24 protein-coding genes are annotated in these 17,535 nt (G+C 66.7%); 12 read left to right on the forward strand and 12 right to left on the reverse strand.

Annotation, left to right across the window (positions count from 1 at the left end; all coding sequences use genetic code 11):
* Nucleotides 1-36 precede the first annotated feature (36 nt).
* The 4 genes from QA609_RS02240 to QA609_RS02255 all read right to left on the reverse strand — a co-directional run bounded on the left by QA609_RS02240 (nucleotide 37) and on the right by QA609_RS02255 (nucleotide 3,527).
* Nucleotides 37-1,068 (reverse strand): hypothetical protein, encoded by a 1,032-nt coding sequence (locus QA609_RS02240; RefSeq protein ID WP_278300952.1) that lies wholly within the window; start codon nucleotides 1,066-1,068, stop codon nucleotides 37-39.
* Nucleotides 1,069-1,278: 210 nt separating this feature from the next.
* A complete protein-coding gene (locus tag QA609_RS02245) occupies nucleotides 1,279-2,556 on the reverse strand; it encodes an amidohydrolase (RefSeq protein WP_278300953.1) in 1,278 nt (425 codons plus the stop codon).
* Nucleotides 2,557-2,625: 69 nt separating this feature from the next.
* Nucleotides 2,626-3,102: a hypothetical protein gene (locus QA609_RS02250; protein WP_278300954.1), complete on the reverse strand. Its 477-nt coding sequence runs from the start codon at nucleotides 3,100-3,102 to the stop codon at nucleotides 2,626-2,628.
* An 89-nt stretch (nucleotides 3,103-3,191) separates the two neighbouring features.
* A complete protein-coding gene (locus QA609_RS02255; RefSeq protein ID WP_278300955.1) occupies nucleotides 3,192-3,527 on the reverse strand; it encodes an uS10/mL48 family ribosomal protein in 336 nt (111 codons plus the stop codon).
* 109 nt (nucleotides 3,528-3,636) lie between these two features.
* On the opposite strand from QA609_RS02255, the gene QA609_RS02260 reads away from it, so the two are divergent.
* Together QA609_RS02260 and QA609_RS02265 are read left to right on the forward strand one after the other, a co-directional pair.
* The gene (locus QA609_RS02260; RefSeq protein WP_278300956.1) at nucleotides 3,637-4,077 is read left to right on the forward strand and encodes a bis(5'-nucleosyl)-tetraphosphatase; all 441 of its coding nucleotides are present in this window, start codon (nucleotides 3,637-3,639) and stop codon (nucleotides 4,075-4,077) included.
* 135 nt (nucleotides 4,078-4,212) lie between these two features.
* Entirely contained in the window at nucleotides 4,213-5,265 is a 1,053-nt protein-coding gene (locus QA609_RS02265) for a DUF5787 family protein (protein ID WP_278300957.1), read from the forward strand.
* Between the two features lie 18 nt (nucleotides 5,266-5,283).
* Here the strand turns inward: QA609_RS02265 and QA609_RS02270 are convergent, their stop codons facing one another.
* Nucleotides 5,284-5,784, reverse strand: a complete 501-nt coding sequence (locus tag QA609_RS02270; RefSeq protein WP_278300958.1) for a DUF5797 family protein — start codon at nucleotides 5,782-5,784, stop codon at nucleotides 5,284-5,286.
* Nucleotides 5,785-5,838: 54 nt separating this feature from the next.
* Nucleotides 5,839-7,125 carry an MFS transporter gene (locus QA609_RS02275; RefSeq protein WP_278300959.1) on the reverse strand — a complete coding sequence of 429 codons (1,287 nt, stop codon included), beginning with the start codon at nucleotides 7,123-7,125 and terminating at the stop codon, nucleotides 5,839-5,841.
* A 114-nt stretch (nucleotides 7,126-7,239) separates the two neighbouring features.
* On the opposite strand from QA609_RS02275, the gene QA609_RS02280 reads away from it, so the two are divergent.
* Both QA609_RS02280 and QA609_RS02285 read left to right on the forward strand, forming a co-directional pair.
* Nucleotides 7,240-7,494 (forward strand): hypothetical protein, encoded by a 255-nt coding sequence (locus QA609_RS02280; RefSeq protein ID WP_278300960.1) that lies wholly within the window; start codon nucleotides 7,240-7,242, stop codon nucleotides 7,492-7,494.
* 49 nt (nucleotides 7,495-7,543) lie between these two features.
* Entirely contained in the window at nucleotides 7,544-7,852 is a 309-nt protein-coding gene (locus tag QA609_RS02285) for a transcription factor S (protein ID WP_278300961.1), read from the forward strand.
* A gap of 165 nt (nucleotides 7,853-8,017) precedes the next feature.
* Here the strand turns inward: QA609_RS02285 and QA609_RS02290 are convergent, their stop codons facing one another.
* The 3 genes from QA609_RS02290 to QA609_RS02300 all read right to left on the reverse strand — a co-directional run bounded on the left by QA609_RS02290 (nucleotide 8,018) and on the right by QA609_RS02300 (nucleotide 9,818).
* Nucleotides 8,018-8,752, reverse strand: coding sequence for a methyltransferase domain-containing protein (locus QA609_RS02290; protein ID WP_278300962.1), 735 nt, complete (start codon nucleotides 8,750-8,752; stop codon nucleotides 8,018-8,020).
* Between the two features lie 3 nt (nucleotides 8,753-8,755).
* Entirely contained in the window at nucleotides 8,756-9,145 is a 390-nt protein-coding gene (locus QA609_RS02295; RefSeq protein ID WP_278300963.1) for a nascent polypeptide-associated complex protein, read from the reverse strand.
* A gap of 184 nt (nucleotides 9,146-9,329) precedes the next feature.
* The gene (locus QA609_RS02300) at nucleotides 9,330-9,818 is read right to left on the reverse strand and encodes a PUA domain-containing protein (protein WP_278300964.1); all 489 of its coding nucleotides are present in this window, start codon (nucleotides 9,816-9,818) and stop codon (nucleotides 9,330-9,332) included.
* 131 nt (nucleotides 9,819-9,949) lie between these two features.
* On the opposite strand from QA609_RS02300, the gene QA609_RS02305 reads away from it, so the two are divergent.
* Nucleotides 9,950-10,123, forward strand: coding sequence for a hypothetical protein (locus QA609_RS02305; protein ID WP_278300965.1), 174 nt, complete (start codon nucleotides 9,950-9,952; stop codon nucleotides 10,121-10,123).
* Here QA609_RS02305 and QA609_RS02310 read toward each other — a convergent pair.
* Complete coding sequence (locus QA609_RS02310) at nucleotides 10,120-10,617, reverse strand: NYN domain-containing protein (RefSeq protein ID WP_278300966.1); 498 nt, start codon at nucleotides 10,615-10,617, stop codon at nucleotides 10,120-10,122. The two genes, QA609_RS02305 and QA609_RS02310, sit on opposite strands and share 4 nt — an antisense overlap.
* Nucleotides 10,618-10,827: 210 nt before the next feature.
* Between QA609_RS02310 and QA609_RS02315 the strand changes: the two genes are divergently transcribed.
* Entirely contained in the window at nucleotides 10,828-11,271 is a 444-nt protein-coding gene (locus tag QA609_RS02315; protein ID WP_278300967.1) for a hypothetical protein, read from the forward strand.
* Nucleotides 11,268-11,522 (forward strand): helix-turn-helix transcriptional regulator, encoded by a 255-nt coding sequence (locus tag QA609_RS02320; RefSeq protein ID WP_278300968.1) that lies wholly within the window; start codon nucleotides 11,268-11,270, stop codon nucleotides 11,520-11,522. The genes QA609_RS02315 and QA609_RS02320 overlap by 4 nt, the downstream gene beginning before the upstream one ends.
* Here the strand turns inward: QA609_RS02320 and QA609_RS02325 are convergent.
* Nucleotides 11,519-12,343, reverse strand: a complete 825-nt coding sequence (locus tag QA609_RS02325; protein ID WP_278300969.1) for a M48 family metalloprotease — start codon at nucleotides 12,341-12,343, stop codon at nucleotides 11,519-11,521. The genes QA609_RS02320 and QA609_RS02325 overlap by 4 nt on opposite strands.
* Nucleotides 12,344-12,762: 419 nt before the next feature.
* On the opposite strand from QA609_RS02325, the gene dapA reads away from it, so the two are divergent.
* The 5 genes from dapA to QA609_RS02350 all read left to right on the forward strand — a co-directional run bounded on the left by dapA (nucleotide 12,763) and on the right by QA609_RS02350 (nucleotide 17,001).
* Nucleotides 12,763-13,686 carry a 4-hydroxy-tetrahydrodipicolinate synthase gene (gene dapA / locus QA609_RS02330; RefSeq protein WP_278300970.1) on the forward strand — a complete coding sequence of 308 codons (924 nt, stop codon included), beginning with the start codon at nucleotides 12,763-12,765 and terminating at the stop codon, nucleotides 13,684-13,686.
* Complete coding sequence (gene dapB, locus QA609_RS02335) at nucleotides 13,683-14,450, forward strand: 4-hydroxy-tetrahydrodipicolinate reductase (protein WP_278300971.1); 768 nt, start codon at nucleotides 13,683-13,685, stop codon at nucleotides 14,448-14,450. Before dapA ends, dapB begins: the two co-directional genes overlap by 4 nt.
* Nucleotides 14,447-15,283 carry a 2,3,4,5-tetrahydropyridine-2,6-dicarboxylate N-succinyltransferase gene (locus tag QA609_RS02340; protein WP_278300972.1) on the forward strand — a complete coding sequence of 279 codons (837 nt, stop codon included), beginning with the start codon at nucleotides 14,447-14,449 and terminating at the stop codon, nucleotides 15,281-15,283. The genes dapB and QA609_RS02340 overlap by 4 nt, the downstream gene beginning before the upstream one ends.
* A gap of 482 nt (nucleotides 15,284-15,765) precedes the next feature.
* Nucleotides 15,766-16,515, forward strand: a complete 750-nt coding sequence (locus tag QA609_RS02345) for an enoyl-CoA hydratase-related protein (RefSeq protein WP_278300973.1) — start codon at nucleotides 15,766-15,768, stop codon at nucleotides 16,513-16,515.
* A 75-nt stretch (nucleotides 16,516-16,590) separates the two neighbouring features.
* The gene (locus QA609_RS02350; protein WP_278300974.1) at nucleotides 16,591-17,001 is read left to right on the forward strand and encodes a universal stress protein; all 411 of its coding nucleotides are present in this window, start codon (nucleotides 16,591-16,593) and stop codon (nucleotides 16,999-17,001) included.
* 23 nt (nucleotides 17,002-17,024) lie between these two features.
* Here the strand turns inward: QA609_RS02350 and QA609_RS02355 are convergent, their stop codons facing one another.
* Nucleotides 17,025-17,489, reverse strand: a complete 465-nt coding sequence (locus tag QA609_RS02355) for a MaoC family dehydratase (RefSeq protein WP_278300975.1) — start codon at nucleotides 17,487-17,489, stop codon at nucleotides 17,025-17,027.
* Nucleotides 17,490-17,535: the final 46 nt, after the last annotated feature.

Here is a 17,535-nt window from a genome sequence, read left to right on the forward strand (position 1 = left end):
ATCCGCGAATCGAAGGTCGGGAGCTGGAACGTCGGCCTAGCGAGCGAGCCGAGCGACGGTCGCTCGAGGCCCGTCGGGTTCGGGTTCGTTCCCCGTCGCCTCGGGTGGGCTGGAGGCGACATCGATCTCGAGCTGCCGAAGAACCGCGGCCTCGCCGTCGAACTCGCCGCGGACCGCGCTGCCGAAGTGGCCGCCGACGAACGCCAGCGCGGCCGCCGCACCGACCGCAAGAGCCAGCGTCTCGAGCGCCAGAACCGTCGCCGCCGCGTAGCTCCCGGCGACGAGGACGAGACCGCCCGCCGCGAGCAACCCCGATCGCGGGCCCGGGGCGCGCTCGAGGCGGGTCGCCAGTCGCCGGGATTCGTCGGCGATACCGTGGTACGTGTCCTCGGACGTTGTCTCGACTTCGCTCCCGTCTCCGTCCTCCACGTACGCCACGAGACGAGACCGGACGACGTCGAGCGTATCGGGGGCGAGTGCCGCAGCCAGGCCGACCGCGACGAGTCCGACCACGAGCACGACGGCGAACAGCTCCGAGTACGCGAGGCTCAGGTAGCCGACGGCGAGTACGGCGACGAGCAGTTGATCGCCCGCGGCGCTTCGCTCGAGCCGATCCGTGTCGTCGCTTCGCGAGCGGACCCAGGCTCGAGCGGCCCAGACGTACGAGATCGTAAGCAGGTAGAAGGCGCCGAACACGACGAGCGCGGCGAAGACGGGTCCGGGGAGGACGCCGGCCGCGAACGGCAGGACTGCCAGCGCGACCAGCAGCGAGGACAGCAGGAGGACGTACGCGCCCAGCTCGACGACGCCCTCCGCGATCGGGCCGGGTCGCACCGAATCCGCGTTCTCACGGGCCGTCCGAAGCGATCGAAGAGCCAGTTCGACGGCGAACAGCGAGAGGGCGACGGCGGCGACCGCGAGGACCGCCGCGATCGGTGCCGGGAGGACGAACGCGAGGATGTCGACCGCGTACCAGACGAAGCCGGCGACCGGAACGGCGACGAGCACCAGCCCGGCGCCGACGACGGCGCCGACCAGCAGGAGACAGAGCGCCGACGCGAGGGCCATACGCGCCCAGAGACCGAACCGGACACGGGTCGAGCTCACGGCTCGATCACCGCCCGATAGCGCTCTCGAGGTTCAGGGAACGAACAGCGGGGCTGCGGGCGGGTTCGCATCACTACGCGACTGTTTCGATCGAGCGACAATAAAGTTCATCCGGTAGATAGGTTCGTTTCGATCCGGCGTCGGAGCCAACCGGTTGCGGGAGGGACGTCGTCAGGGACGGTCCCGGCCGATCCGCTCGATCGCGCCGGCGACCGTCTCGACTCCCTGACCGATGCTGTCCTCGTCGACGTCGAACGTCGACGTGTGGTGGCCGCCCGGGTGGTCGGTACCGACGCCGACGTAACACGCCAGCCCGCCGTTTTGCTGAACCTCGCGCATCAGGAAGGTGGCGTCCTCGCTGCCGCCGAGCTGGTCGCGCTCGAGGACGTTCTCGACGCCCTCGACGCTACCGGCGACGTCGGCGACGACGTCGACGAGCGCCTGATCGCTCGTGGCGCTCGGCGCGGCCGCGCCGATCTCGAGGTCGACCTCGCAGTCGTGCATCTCGGCGGCCGATCGCATCACGCGCTCGGCCTTCTCGTACATGTACTCCATGAGTTCGGTCGTCTCGCCTCGCACCTCGGCGACGATGCTGGCTTCCTCGGGGATGACGTTCGCGGCGCTGCCACCCTCGACGACGCCCGCGTTGATCCGCGTGGCGCCGTCGCTGTGTCGGGGGATGCCGTAGCAGTTCTGGACGGCTGTCGCCATCGCCTGGACGGCGTTGCGACCCTGTTCGGGGTGGCCGCCCGCGTGAGCCGGCTCGCCGGTGAACGTCGCCTCGAGGTGTCGCACTGCGAGGAAGCCGTCGATACCGGCGACGATCTCGCCGGTGGGGTGGTCGAGGCCGACGTGGAGCCCGAGCAGGTAGTCGACGTCCGCGATGTGGTCGCTTTTCGCCATTGACTTCCCGCCGCCGACGACCTCCTCGGCGGGCTGGAAGAAGACCTTCAGCGTCCCCTCGAACTCGCTGTCGGCGATTCGCTCGAGGACGCCGATCCCGATCGTCGCGTGGGCGTCGTGGCCGCAGGCGTGCATCGCGTCGTCGTGTTCGGAGCGAAAGCTCTCGGCGACGGGCAGGTGGTCCGAATCCTCCGACTCGGGCTGGGGGAGGCCGTCGATGTCGACTCGGAGTCCGACCGTTGGCCCCTCGCCGCGCTCGAGGACGGCGACGGCGCCCGTGTACCCGCCCTCGAGGGACTCGAGGACCGACTCGTCGGCGCCGTGCTCGCGAGCCTGCTCGTACCACGTCGCGAGGTCGGGCTCGTCGGGAACGCCCATGCGGTGTTCGGCCGCGATGGCGTCGGGGCCGACGTGGAGCTCGTCGAGCTCGAGGCGATCCTCGAGCTCCTCGACGATCCGTGCAGTGGTGTAAAACTCCCGCCAGGCGGGTTCGGGTTTGCGGTGGAGGTCTCGGCGCAGCGAAACGAGGTCCGGATCGGTGGACATAGCGCCGTCTTGGGAGGCGGAGCCCAAAGCAGTGGCGGGTTCGGTTCGTCGGTCCGCGAGACGGCGGCGTCAGTCGTGGTCCGCTTCCGGTTCGGATCCCGTTGTCCGGGCGACTGGAGCGTCCAGCTCGCGAAGCGCCTGCGTGACCACGTGTGCCTGGACGAGGTCCCGATCCGACGGCGGGTACTCGGTGTCGCCGGCGAGGACCCGTCGGCTCTCCCGCCAGAACCGCTCCTCGATCGGCTGCTGGTCGGGCTCCTCGCGCGTGCGGCCGGTGAACGCCTCGAAGTCCGCCCGCAGATCGAACGAGGCGCGGGCGACGTTACAGCGGGGCAACGGCGACATTCCGGTCTCGAGGACGAGCTGCCGGACCGTCTCCCAGTCGGACGCACAGAAGTGGATCGACACCTCGCCGACGACGTCCCGCCAGGCGACGGCCTCGCTGTGTTGCAGCCGTTGGATGAGCCGCGGCGGCAGATCGATCCGGCGGTGGATCTCGGGATCGTCGCAGAGACAGCACGGTTTCTCGACCTTGCCCGTGTACATCGCTCGAGCGTTCGACCGAGCGTACAAAAGTCCCTCGCTCGCGGCGACCCCGTCGAGTCGGGCGTTCCGCCTCGATACCCGGCCGACCGTCAGTTGCCCCGGCCCGCGCCGTGGATCTGCTCGACCTCGGCCTCGATGTGGACCGAGTCCGGGAAGTCGTGCTCGGCGATGTTACGTGCGAGGTCGTCGTGACCGTGGATCTCGAGTTCCCGGGTGAAGACGGTGTAGTTCCAGGAGTCGAACCGTCGCTCGTCGTCGCCGTGCAGGCGAGCGTGCTGAGGGACGGTCAGCTTCTCGGGCGGGTGGGAGTGGGGTCCCTTCAGCGCGGCGCCCTTACGCTCGGCGGTGGATTTGATGTCGTCGACGATGCCGTCGAGTGCGACTCGATCGCCGCTCTGAAGCGTGAGGCGGGTAACGAAGGTCATAGCTGGTGTTATCCACTCTGGACGCCCGGCGTGTAAAAACCTGCTGAGATACGGCTCGGGCGGAGCACAGTCCGATATTCTCTTAACGTCGGGCACGTTACTCGAGGTAATGGCAGTCGAAGCTACGAGCGCAGGCGCGATCCTCTTCCGCGATACGCGGGGCCGGCGCGAGTATCTTCTACTCAAGAGCCGCCCGGGCGACTGGGAGTTTCCGAAGGGCGGTGTCGAAGGAGATGAAGAGCTACAGCAGACGGCGATCCGCGAAGTAAAGGAAGAGGCAGGTATCGACCAGTTCCGACTACTCGACGGCTTTCGGCAGGACTACGACTACGTCTTCGAGGCGAACGGGAAGACGATCCACAAGACCGTTCACCTCTTTATTGCGAAGTCGTTCGAAGCCAGCGCGGAACTCTCGAACGAACACCGCGACCTCCAGTGGCGCGACTACGAGCAGGCGGTCAACACCGTCACTCAGGACGGGCCGCGCGAGATCTTAGAGGAGGCCCACGAGTACTTAGACGAGATCCTCGAGGAGGACGACGAGGAGTAAGGCGAGCAACGAGTTTGCCCCCGGAGCGAACCCGGCGTCGACAGCTCTGGCTTCGGCTCCGCCTATTTCGGTTCCCGACCTCGGAGCCGACGACGGACCGCAGCGCACTTGTCTCCGATCTCCGTACGGACGGCAGTGACGCGAGCGACCGACAGCGAGTTCGCCTTCGAGCTGCGGAGCTGCCGGTGGGCCGAGCGGGAGTGGCCGCCGGTCGAGCCCCTCGCGGACGATCGGGCGGTCCTCGTCGCCCGCCAGCTCGGCACGAAGCGGCGACGCTGGGACACGATCGTCCTCGAGTGCGACCGCGACGCCCTCGAGACCCGTGCGAACTTCGGCCCGAAGCGACTCGATAGCGACCTTCTGCACGTCGTCCGGAACGCGCCCGCCGACTGGGCTTACTACCGCGACGCGCTCCCGGATCCGGGCTACCCCTGGCGGTACGTCCGCGAGGCGATCCACGAGGCCGACGACCGCGGGATCCTCGAGACCCGAAAGTCGGGCAACCGTATCGAGATCCGCCGGAAGTGGACCTATCCGGAGTGGGTCGACCGAATCGTCGCGATCGAGAACAAACCCGACCTCGACGCGAGCGCCGCCCGGACCCTCGCCGCCCAACTCGAGTACGACGTCGCCGTGGGGCTCGCCGACGAGGTCTGGGTCGCAACCAGGGAAACGGGCGAACGCGTCGAACCCGTGCTGTTCGAGGGTCTGCCCGTCGAGGCGGGCGTGCTCGCGCTCGAGCCCGAGTCGCTGTCGGCCGAGGTCGCGTGGTACCCCCGCTCGCTTTCGGTCGACGAGCCGGGAACCCGGATCCTCGAGCGACCCGACGGCGGCGCGCGGGACGGATCCGCAGCCCGATTCGAGTACGTCGACCCCGAGCGGAAGGCCGAGAAGCGCACCGCGATCGCGGAGCGAGCCTACGAACGTGGCTGGCGGTCGTTCGCCGAGACGATGCGCCCCGACTGTCGGCACTTCGCGCTGCGCGGAACGGACGGGACCCAGCTGCGTCCCTACTGCGAGGCCAAGGGGCGCTGTCAGACGGCCGCGGAGTGTTCGGGCTCCTGTCCCGAGTTCGAACCGGAGCCCCCGATCTGGCGAACTCGAGGGTGGCCGATCGAGGGCGGGCCGGGAACGCGGCTCTCGGCGCTGCTCGAGGAACGACGGCAGCGTCGGCGCCCCGGACTGTAGGACACACTCGATGCCGAGTCAATCTGTCGTCGAGACCTCGAGTTCGTCGCGCTCGACGGCCAGCCGGAACGTCGGAACGGTTCGGTACTCGATCTCGACGACGCCCTTCCGGCGCAGGCTCTGGAGACCCGAGCGGACGTCCTCGGAGTCGGGATCGACGTCGTAGGAGTCTCGAAGCTTGTGTAGCACCGAAACGACGCTCTCCGATTCCTCGTCGGGACCGGCGAGCACCTCGACGATCCGGGCCTGGAGCTCGGGCACCCGGATCTTGGAGGGGGTGCCGTCGTCGGGATCGCTCTCGACGCCCGGTTCGACGTCGACGAGGTCCGCAGCCTCCGCGGTCGCCCGGATCAGGCTGTTGTCGTCGCGAAAGTAGTAGTCGCCGAGCTCGTTCTCGAGGTACTGGTGGACCTCGCTGCCGCTTTCCAGTCCCCACCGATCCTGCAGCTCCGAGTTCTTCGTCGGCTGTAGTTCCACCACGTCGGCCAACCGTTCCGTGGCCTCGTCCGAGAGCGTCATCGTCGGGAGATATGCGGATCCGGTACTTTTGCGTTGTGTCCCGACGCGGACGGGTCAGTCCCCGAGTATCGGAACCGGAGCGGTCGTCTCGAGGGTTTCCTCGACCTGCGTGTAGACGAGGATCGCCCCCAGGGCCGCCAGCACGGTGCCGAAGGCGAAGGGCACCCAGAACCCGTAGCCGATCAGCGCACCCGAGGAGAACGGACCGATCGCGATCCCGAAGCCGAACGCCATCGTCAGCACCGAGAGCTTCGATCCCGACTCGCCGTCGCCGGCGAGGTCGCCGGCCAGCGCCAGCGCGGGCGCGAACACCATCGCGCCGGCGATCCCCTGGACGAGGCGGGCCAGGAACATGGTCTCGGAGGTCGTGACCAGCCCCTGGGCCATCGTCGCGGGGACGAGGACGACCATCCCGGCGAGGATGAACGGCCGCCGACCGTACTGGTCGCAGGCCCGGCCGATCGGCGTCTGCAGGAGGATCTGGGCGAGGATGAACGCCGCGAACTGGAGGCCGAACCAGGTCGATCCCTGATCCAGGTGGTCGTTGACCTGTGGCTGGATCGTCGCGAACAGGGCGATGGCGGCCGCCATGAACAGCGAGACGACCCCCAGCGTGAAGATCGGATCGAGCAGGTTCCTCCCCGACGAATCGAAGACGTCGATCGAGAGATCCGCACCCGCGGTCGCACCCGTCGACTCGGGGTCCGTAATCAGGACCGTCACCAGCAGGTAGCTCAACGTGGCCGTGATCGCGGCGACGTAGAAGGCGGCGTCGAAGCCGCTGATCGCCAGCCCGCCGGGAAGCGGGTAGGGGCCGGCGCTGACGACCGCGCCGGCGGCGACGGGACCCGCGCCGAAGCCGACCAGCCGGAACGTGTTGTAGACGCCCATGTTCCCGCCCCGATCGCCCGTCGTCGCGAGTTCGTTGACCAGTGCGACCGATGCGGGGATGATGAAGGCGACGCTGATCCCCTGGAGGCCGCGAATCACGAGCAGGGAGACGTAGGTCTCGGCGAAGACGTACGCCAGGTTCGTCAGCGCGAGCCCGCCGAGTCCGACCAGGATGAACGTCTTTCGTCGCCTCGTTCGGTCGGAGAGGCGGCCGGTGAGGGGCTGGAAGGAGCTGTTGAGAAAGCCAAACAGCGAGAGGATGACGCCGATGATCATCGCCTCGCTGAGGCCGAACGTCGGCCCACCGACGACGTCGTCGGCGACGTACAGCGGGATCACGATGATCAGAAAGGAGTTGCCGACCCCGTCTGCCATCCGGGCGAACGCCAGCGCGAGTACCCGCCTGTCGACGGCGAACTGCGCGAGAACCCAGTGAACGAGACGCCGCATCGCCTCGAACTGCGTAACCCATCCCGATTATCGTTTCGAATCGAAATGGCGATCGGGTTGACAGTCAGGACCGGTTGCATCGCTCTACAAGACCCTGGCGAGCGTCTCCCTCGTATGGAGGAGATCAAACTCAGTCGAATCGACGACGCGTTCCAGACCCTCGAGTATCCGATCGACGCCGACGCGGCGGCAGCCGAACTCGAGGGTATCACCCTGTTGCTGGCCGACGGCGAACGCGACCTGGGCGAACTCGTCGGCCGAACCGACAGGGATCGGTTCGAGTCGGTCGACGACCTCGAGACCGAGCTGCACAACGTTCTACCGCGGGAAGCCGTCGGCGAGCCGTACCAGTCGGAGGGTGAGGGCTAACACCCAAACGGGTCGTTTAAGTCGCTCCACCGACGTATGCCGGACAACGATGGAATTCTGCGACGAATGCGGTTCGATGATGAAAGCCGAGGACGGGATCTGGGAGTGCGGTAGCTGCGGGTTTACGAAGCCGAAAGGCGACGCCGCCGAGTACACACTGACCGAGGATCAGGAGGCGAGCGAGGTCATCGAGTCCTCCGAGGAGACGTCGCTGCCCGAGACCGACGCGCACTGTCCCGAGTGTGGCCACGACCGCGCGTACTGGTACATGCAACAGATCCGCGCGGCCGACGAGTCCGAGACGCGGTTTTTCATCTGTAGCGAGTGCGAGTACAAGTGGCGCGAGGACGACAACTAACGCTGCGGCTCGCGAAGGAGGCTCGAACGGGCGGGGAGGACGGGAACGTCGAACGGCGGTCGCGCCTCTGACACCTGCATCGTCCGCTCGGGCGGTCTGCCCGATTCGGCGTCTCGAATCTGTTCTTCCAGCGACAAAAGGTCGGCCCCAACGTCGTTTGGGTGCCTACTCGTTTCGAGCGAGCACCAGGTATCCCGTGTGGCCAACTGGGGCCGTCGAGGGTCGGGACCCCCGGTCGTCGAACTGCATCTCGCGCTGGATCGTCTCCCGGGTACGGACGTCCGACAGCTCGGCCGCTCGAGCGGCCTCGACGACCTCTCGGGTCGACTCGACGAACGGGCTGTACACCGCGAGGAACCCGCCCTCGACGAGCAGCTCCGGAACGGCCTCGACGACGTCGGGCGCATCGCCCGTATCGAGGGTAACGACGTCGAACGACGACGGCTCGAGACGGTCGAGTTCCTCGGTCAGATCGCCGGTTCGGACGTCGACGTCCTCGGCGACCCCGCCCAGTCGCATGTTCTTCCGGGCGACGTCGGCGAACTCCGGATCGCGCTCGTAGGTGACGACCGACGCGCCCGCACGGGCCAACAGCGCCGCGAGCACGCCCGTACCGGTGCCGGCGTCGAGCACCCGATCGCCCTGCGCGACGCCGGTCTCGCCGATCACCAATCCGACGTCTCGCGGAACCATCGGCGCGCCCGTTCGCTCGAAGTGGTGGAAGAGATCCGGACCCCGAAGCCGGCGCACCCGGAACTCGTCGCCGAGATGCGTCTCGAGGGTCTCGCCGGGCTCGACGGCCTCGGGAACCTCGAGCACGCCGAGATCGGTCCCCTTCTCCTCGCCGGGTTCGACGAGGTACTCGCGGTCGCCCCGAACCAGTAATACCGGGACAGTCACGCGTTACTCGAGGGCCTCGACCGCCGCGGCGAGGTCGCCGTCGTGTTCCTCGAGGGCCTCGCGGGCCTCGCTCTCGCTGACGCCCGTGCGGGTGGCGACGATCTCGACGTCGTCGTCGGGGATCGCGCTCCCGGCGTCCTCGTCGGCACCGGCGTCGGCGCCTTCCACGGCGCCCGCCGCGCCGGACTCGACCTCCTCGGGCGAGCCGATGACCTGGTAGGTCTCCTGGCCGCGGGCGTCCATCTTCGTGACCTCGGCGTCGTCGAAGACGAGGTCGTACTCCGAGGTCCGAATGATGACCTCCTCGGCGTCGACGTCCTCGACGTCGATTCCCATCTGTTCCATCATCTGTTCCATCTTGCGCGGGTTCATGCCGCCGCCTCCTCCGAACATACCCGGTACGTCGCCGCCAGCCGTCTTTTACTCTGCGGTCTCTTCCGAACGTCACCGGTGGCCCGGAATCGGAACGGAGCGGACGCAGCGGCTTCCACGCCGGTCGATGGTCTACTCGAGCAGGCTAAGGCGTCTTCTCGCGGCAAGAAGGCAGATGTGCCGGGAGACGGGGACGACGATCCGATCAGTGCTCCGCGGGCACGCCCTCGCGAACGGAGACGGCCATCCCCGTCTCGAAGTCGCCCATCGCCGCGCCGTCGAGTTCGGCCGTCCCGACCGCGAGCACCTCGCCGCGCTCGTGAACGACGACCACCTCGTCGCCCGGACGGATCTCGGAACCGGCCTCGAGGACGAACTTCGCGAAGACGTTCTTCTCCTCGCGGACGAACGGCTCGCTCTCGTCGTCGACGACGACCCGGTAGGACGGCAGCTCGAGGGCGGTGTCGAGCCGTCTCCCGCCCTCGATGCCCAGCGTGAACCGGCCGTCGATCCCGAAGGAGACGAGGCGGCCGTCCTCGCAGTGGATCTGCTGGGGTCGCCCCGAGGAGGTGCGTTTGACCGTCAACGACTCCGTCGGCGGGAAGAGGCTCGCGCCCGCGTCGGCGCCGAACTGGTAGTCGGCGATCGTCCGCAGCGCCGGCAGGCCCGCGTTTCCGTCGGCTGGATCGCTCATAGCCCGCGTTCGGCGCGGGCGGTCGAAAGCCCTTCGACCTGTCGGCGACGACGTTCGCGATCCGGTGACAACCAGCGAGCCGCAACTGTCATCAGGATCATTATATAGGTCGACGCCGATTCGACGATCGAATGGATTTCACGCAGATCGTTCTCGGACTGGCATTGCTCGCGGTGAGCAGCCTGACGTTCGCCGGCCCGTCCGCGCTCGAGTCGCACGTCCTCGTCTACGCGCTCACGGGATCGGCGCTGGTGATCGGCGCGGGCGCGCTGTGTGCCGACCTCGCCCGCGACGCTCGCGTCTAGAGCAGGAACGTCTCGCGGCGCGAGTCGAGGTCCAGAAACGAGTCGGCCTCGGCGATGAGCTCCTCGGCGGTCGAGGCCTCGAACGCCATCACTTCGACGCGGACGCCCTCGTGACGCAGGTGTGAGCAGAGCCGCGAGAAGTCGCCGTCGCCCGTACAGAGCACGAGCGTATCGATGTGGTTCGCCAGCGTCACCGCGTCCAGACTCATTCCGACGTCCCAGTCGGCCTTCTTCGAGCCGTCGGCGAACGTCTTGATGTCCTTGATCTTCGTCTCGAACCCGATGTCGATCAGCGCCTCGAAGAAACTCTCCTCCTCGGGCGAGTCCGCGCGGATGACGTAGGCGATAGCGCGAGTGAGCTGGCGGCCCTGTACCGCCTTCTCGAGCAGCGAGGAGTAGTCGATGTTTCGGCTGTGGAGGCTCTGTGCGGTGTGATAGAGGTTCTGCGCGTCGACGAGAACCGCGACGCGTTGCCCCGAGTGGATCTCCGTCATACGGTCACTTGGGTCGACCACCCATAAAAAGTCGCGTCGTTTGTGCCGTCGGAACGCCCGCCCCGTCGGTCGGGTTCGAATCGGGCGGTCGGTTGACCCTGTGCTCCGGCAGGAGGACGTTCACGACAGCTGAAGCACAGAACCAAGTATAGGTGTAAAGTATACTTTACTGTAAAAGGGGGCTTTCCACACGTCTCCTCGTCACCAGCTATGACCGAACCGACCACCGCAGAACGGGAAACCGTAGCGCGACGGAACCAGTACAGGGAGTGGATGGGACGCTCGATAGGCGTCGGGCTCGCGGGACTCTTCGCCGCGATCGGGGCCTGGCTCTTCGTCGTCCGAAGCGACGTCGTCCTGCTCGCGGGGCTCGCACTCTACTACCTGGGGTTCGTCGGCTACCTCCTCGTCTGGGGACTGACGTCGGTCGCACTGTTCGACGAGCGCGAGCGACGGATCGAGAACGAGGCAGGTGGGATCGTGGCAACCGCCACTACGATCGTCGTCGTCTTCGGCGTTCCGGGAGACGTCGTCCTCGAGACGACCGGTCTGGTGGCGGTTCCGGACGCCGTCCACGGCGCTATCTACGGCTACTTCCTGCTCGTCGTCGGCTACCTAGTGGTGTACGGCTACGTGAGCCGACGCTACTCATGAAAAACGACCTTCGGCAGTACCGGGAGGCCCGCGATCTGAGCCAGGCCGATCTCGCGGCGGCCGTCGGCGTCTCCCGACAGACGATCAACGCCATCGAACGCGAACGGTACGATCCCTCGCTCGAGCGTGCGTTCAAGTTGGCCGCGTACCTCGACTGCCGGGTCGAGGAGCTGTTCGATCCGAGGTTGAACGGGACAGGGCAAGCGCCTGAGTCGTTCGAAACGACCGCAAGAACGAGTCGACGGCGTTAGCTGCGGAGCTTCTCGATGCGCTTCTCGGTCGGCGGGTGGGTCGCGAACACGGTCGCGAGCAGTCCGCGCTCGGAGTTGAAGATACAGAGCGCGGCCTGGCCCTCGTCGACGGTGGACTCGCGGTTCTCGGCTCCCTTCGAGATCTTCTCGAGAGCGCGGGCGAGCGGGTCGCCGCTGCCGATGTACTGTCGCGCGTCGTCGTCGGCGACATACTCGCGGTACCGCGAGATGGCCATCACGAGGATCGTGACGAGCATCTGGGCGAAGATCGAGAGGATCCAGCCGACGATGAATCCGCCGGGGTTGTCCTCGCCGCCGAAGACGTAGACGAAGTAGACGGCGTAGCCGACCATCATCCCGATGGAGCTGCCGACGGTCATCATCAGGACGTCGCGGTTCTTGATGTGGGCCAGCTCGTGGGCGACGACGCCCTCGAGCTCGTCGCGGTCGAGCAGCCGGATGAGCTCCTCGCTGACGACGACGACGCCGTTGCCCTTGCGGCCGGTCGCGAAGGCGTTCGGGACGCCCATCTGCTGGACCATCAGCTTGGGCTTTTTGATCCCCATGTCGCGGGAGAGCGACTCGGTCATGCGGTGGATATCCGCGTACTGTCCCTCCTCGGGCATCTCTTCGGCTTTCCTGGTCGCCATCCACGTCCCGAGCTTGTACTGGAGGAACGGAAACGTCACCAGCAACAGCAGGACGATCGGCCAGGCACCCGTCCCAAGGAACGCGAGGCCGACGGCCCCCACGAACAGGTACAGCGCCGCCAGCATCGAGCCGACGACGAACATTCGTACTTTCAGTCCGAAGTCTGTCATAGGAGTGGGTAGGGAGTCGCGATGTATAAATTTCGCGGGATAATTCGACCGAGGGCGCGGAGTCGTCGATCCCCCGACCGTCGAGAACGGAGCGCCCTCGGAACTCGGCGAGAGCTACCCGGGGCGAACGGGATCGACTACGAACACTCGGTGTGGAAGAAAGCCGCGGGCGTCCGCAAATACGAGAGAGAGCGAAATCCATAAGTCCGTCCCCGTCGCTGTTCCGCGTATGCCACGCACCGCTCGCGTCACCGACTCGGTTTCCGTGAGCGGAGCGAGTGCGGTTCCTTTCTCGAAAAAACGCGTCTGAACGGTGTGCTCGTGGCGAGCGTAGCGACCTCGTCTCGGGTACGATTCGGGCGCGGACCGTTTCCACGGGATCGTTCGACCGACTACCGACCACTACCCAACCCATCACAATGACAGACACCATCGACCTTTCGGGCGTCTTTCCGGCCATGTGTACGCCCTTCGACGAGGACGAACAGATCGACTTCGAAACGCTGCAGACCGACGCCCAACGGCTCGAGGAGGCGGGCGTCGACGGGCTCGTTCCCGTCGGCTCGACGGGCGAATCCGCGACGCTGACCCACGACGAACACGTCGAGGTCGTCGAGGCCGTCATCGACGCCGTCGACGACGTCCCCGTCATCGCGGGCTCGGGCTCGAACAACACCCGCGAGGCACTCGAACTCTCCGAGCGCTCGGCCGACGCCGGCGCCGACGGCCTCCTGCTCATTTCGCCGTACTACAACAAGCCCGAACAGCAGGGCTTCGTCGACCACTACGAGACGATCGCCGACGCCGTCGACCTGCCCCAGATCGTCTACAACGTCCCCTCGCGGACCGGCCAGAACATCGAGCCAGACACCGCCGTCGAGCTCGCCGCCCACGAGAACATCGCGGGCTACAAGGCCGCCAGCGGCGACCTGGGCCAGATCGGCGAGGTCGTCGAACGCACGCGCGACGAGGACTTTGCGGTCCTCTCGGGCGACGACGCGCTCACCCTGCCCGTCCTGTCGGTCGGCGGCACCGGAACCATCAGCGTCTCGGCGAACGTCGAACCCGAGCGAACGTGTGCGATGGTCGGCGCTGCCCTCGAGGGCGACTACGAGCGCGCTCGCAAGCTCCACCACGAGCTCGGCCCGCTGTTCCGGACGCTGTTTATCGAAACGAACCCGATCCCGGTCAAGGAGGCCATGGAGATCCGCGGCTACGGCCCCGCTCGGATGCGCTCGCCGATGACCCGCCTCACCGACGAGAACCGAGCGCTGCTCGAGGACGTCCTCGCCGACCTCGAGGACGAGCCGACGGCGGTCGCCGACGCAGAGGCCAGTCCATGACGGTCGGGATCGGCGTCACCGGAGCGACGGGGCGGATGGGCCGCGAGGTCGTCGCCGCCGTCGCCGATCACGAGAACTGCGAGGTCGCCTTCGCCGTCAACCGCGACCCCGCCGACGAGAGCGTCGAGGGCGTCGAACTCGAGGCCGCCGACCGGTTCGATGCGCTGCTCGCGGAGCGCGAGCCCGACGCCGTCATCGATTTCACCGGGCCCGAGTCGGCCGCCGACTACGCCCGGGCCTGCGCCGAGACCGGCGTCGCCTTCGTCACGGGCACGACCGGGTTCGACGACGAGGGGCTCGCGGCCCTCGAGGACGCCGGCGACGAGGTTCCCGTGCTCCACGCGCCGAACTTCGCCCGCGGCGTTCAGGCGCTGGTCAACGTCGTCGGGCAGGCGGTTCGAAACCTCCCGGGGTACGACGTCGAACTCGTCGAGACCCATCACAACGGAAAGCGGGACGCTCCCAGCGGCACCGCGAACCGACTACTTGATGAGATCGAGGACAACGGCGACTTCGCCGGGCGCACGCACGGCCGTGAGGGCGAGGCCCCCCGCGAGGACGGCGAGATCGGCGTCCACGCGCTTCGGGCGGGCAACATCACCGGCGAACACGAGGTCGTCCTCGCGGGCAACGACGAGGAGGTTCGGCTCACTCACCGCGCCGAGGACCGCGGCGTGTTCGCAGCGGGCGCGGTCGACGCCGCGGTCTGGATCGCAGGACGGAAGGCGGGGAACTACGACTTTGCGGACGTGATCGACGAATGAGCACGCTCGAGAGCGAAATCGGCGAGCTGTGGGATCGCAAGCAAAACGGCGAGGTCGACTCGGAGTCGGCCGGCGAGGACGAACACGCGACCCTGGAGGCCTTTCTCGAGGCCCTCGAGGACGGCGAGGTCCGCGCCGCCGAGAAGTCGGGCGGCGAGTGGGAGGCAAACGAGTGGGTCAAGCAGGGGATCCTGCTGAACTTCGGCCTGCGCGAGAACGAGGCCTACGACTACGGCGGCGTCGACCACTACGACGTCCTCCCGCTGCGCGAGACCGACGACCTCGGCGAGCGCGGGACGCGAAACACGCCCGACGGAACGACGATCAGGCGGGGCGCCTACCTCGGTTCGGACTGCATCATGATGAGCCCGAGCTTCGTCAACGTCGGCGCCTACGTCGACGACGGCACCCTCGTCGACTCCTGTGACACAGTCGGCTCCTGCGCCCAGATCGGCGCGGACGTCAAGCTCGGCGCGAACACGCTGATCGGCGGCGTCTTAGAGCCAGTCGAGTCGGCGCCCGTTGTCGTCGAGGACAACGTCTCGCTCGGTGCCGGCTGCCGAGTGACCTCCGGGTTCGTCGTCGGCGAGAACAGCGTCGTCGGCGAGAACACCCTCCTGACGCCGCGCATTCCCGTCTACGACCTCGTGGAGGAGGAGGTCGTCTACGGCGAACTGCCCGCCGACCGCCGGGCCTTTACGCGATTCGTCGAGTCCTCCGTCAGCGACCACGACCTCTTCGAAGGCGGGGCCTACAAGCCGGCCGTCGTCGCCACCGACCTCGAGACCGAGACCCTCGAGGCCACGGAACGCGAGGACGCGCTGCGGGAGTAGAACCCGACCACCCCTTTCGATCGCGGACGTTCTTTGATCTTCGAGTCGAGCCTGTCGGGCCTTATATTTCTTCCTATCAATTCAGCAGCTATGTTTGAAATTGTATACTTCCTAAACGCATTGCTCTGACGACTCAGTGCGCCGGAATCACTAACCAGTCCAAAAGAGAGTTCCTGAACTCGATATCGAAAGATTAGCGATATATTCAGATATCATCTCCGGGTACCGTGGCAAACGATTCGGTGGAAAACGAACCCCTTGTAATATCGCCGATTCTGTTCCACAGAGGCCTGCTGCGCGTCTTTCAGTGTCCACTCACTTCCAATGGTGTCGACACAGACCTACGTTCTCTCAATCGGAACTATTTTAAGATATATCAGAAAGGCTAGTATAGGGCCACTCGAGGGATGTGTGCCGCGGCGAGTGCAGTTATTCGGACGAAACATGAGAATCGTTATTGTACTCGACGCTGTCGCCAGCGTATGCGCATCGACGACGAGAACGGAGTCCGAACGATCACCTTCGATCGGCCCGAACAGCTGAACTCGTTTACGGCCGACGAAGCCAGCGCGCTGGCGGCGGCCATCGAGGACGTCGACGAGGACGAGTACGACGCGGTGGTGCTCACTGGCGAGGGTGAGGCGTTCAGCGCCGGCGGCGACCTCGAGGCGATGGCCGAACGCGAGGAGACGCCCAAGGAGTCGTACGAACGGACGACCGAGACGCTGGGGCGGGTCGTCGAGACCGCACTCACTTCGCCCGTTCCGATCGTCGCGAAGGTAAACGGCGACGCCGTCGGCGCCGGACTGGCGGTCACCGCCGTCAGCGACTTCGCCTACGCCGCGGAATCGGCCGCGTTTAGCTGCGCGTTCGTCCGCGTCGGGCTCGTCCCCGACACCGGCGGAACCTTCCTGCTGCCGCAACTGATCGGGCTTCGGGACGCCAAGCGACTGGCGCTGACCGCCGAGTTCGTCTCCGCCGAGGAGGCCGCGGAGCTGGGGCTCGTCAACGAGACCGTCCCGGACGAGGAACTCGACGACGCGGTCGACGACCTCCTCGAGACGCTTCGGAAGCGACCGACGGCAACCCTCGGGCTCACCAAGCGGGCGATCCACGAGAACATGGGCCGGTACTGGCAGGAGGCGCTGGATCACGAGTTGCTCACCCAGTCGCTGGCGTACGGGACGCCCGAACACGAGGACGGCGTTCGGGCGTTCCTGGAGCGGCGCTGAACGGCGGCGCGAACAGCCGTTCGACGGGTGAGACCGATCACCTAGCTATTTGACGCTCCGCGAGTATGATTCGGTATGCCGACCGTACTGCTCGCCATCGACGACGACGAGTCACACGTCGAGCGCCAGATCCGGACGATCGCCGACCTCCCGTTCTCCGGCGAAGAACTCACCGTAACCATCCTGCATGTGTTCTCGGAGAATCCCTCGGGAGCGTCCGTCAACCAGCTCAAGACCGCGCGGCTCGCGAGAGACCGGCTCGAGGAGGCCGGCCTCGAGACGAGCTTCGCCGAACGGAGCGGGGATCCCGCCGCGGAGGTCCTCGAGCACGCCGAGGAAGCGGATGTCGAACTGATCTGTGTCGCCGGGCGGAAACGATCACCCACGGGGAAGGCCCTGTTCGGGAGCGTCACCCAGGACGTGATCCTCAACGCCGAACGGCCGGTACTCGTCGCGGGCGACCTCGAGGACGAGTTCGAGACGTAGCCGTCCGGAACCGACGAAAACAGTTAGCGCGGGCGACGCTCGAGCAGTTCGTGGTTCTCCAGGCTCAGCACCTCGACGCCGTCCTGGTTCGTCACCGAGATCGACTCGCGAACGACGCCCGTCCCGGGATCGCTCTCGGAGACGCGCGTCTCGGTGATCGTGGTCGTTACCGAGAGCGTGTCGCCCGGTCGAACGGGTTCGTGCCATCGGACGTCGTCGATCCCGAGTCCCGCGACGACCGCCCGGTCCCGTCGCACCTCTTCGACGAGTAGCCGCACCGAGAGCGAGAGCGTGTGATACCCGCTCGCGATGAGTCCGTCGTACCGGCTTTCGGCGGCCGCAGACGGATCCGTGTGGATCGCCAGCGGATCGAACTGCTCCCCGAACTCGGTGATCTCGTCTTCCGTGACCGTGACCGACCCGCACTCGATCGTTTCGCCGACCGGGACGTCCTCGAGATAGACGACGTCCGCATCGCTGTCAAACATACTCCGTTGTATCACGCCGCAACGGATGTGTGTTACTACTTCGTCA

The sequence above is a fragment of the Natronococcus sp. A-GB7 genome, from assembly GCF_029688865.1.
Taxonomy (GTDB): domain Archaea; phylum Halobacteriota; class Halobacteria; order Halobacteriales; family Natrialbaceae; genus Natronococcus.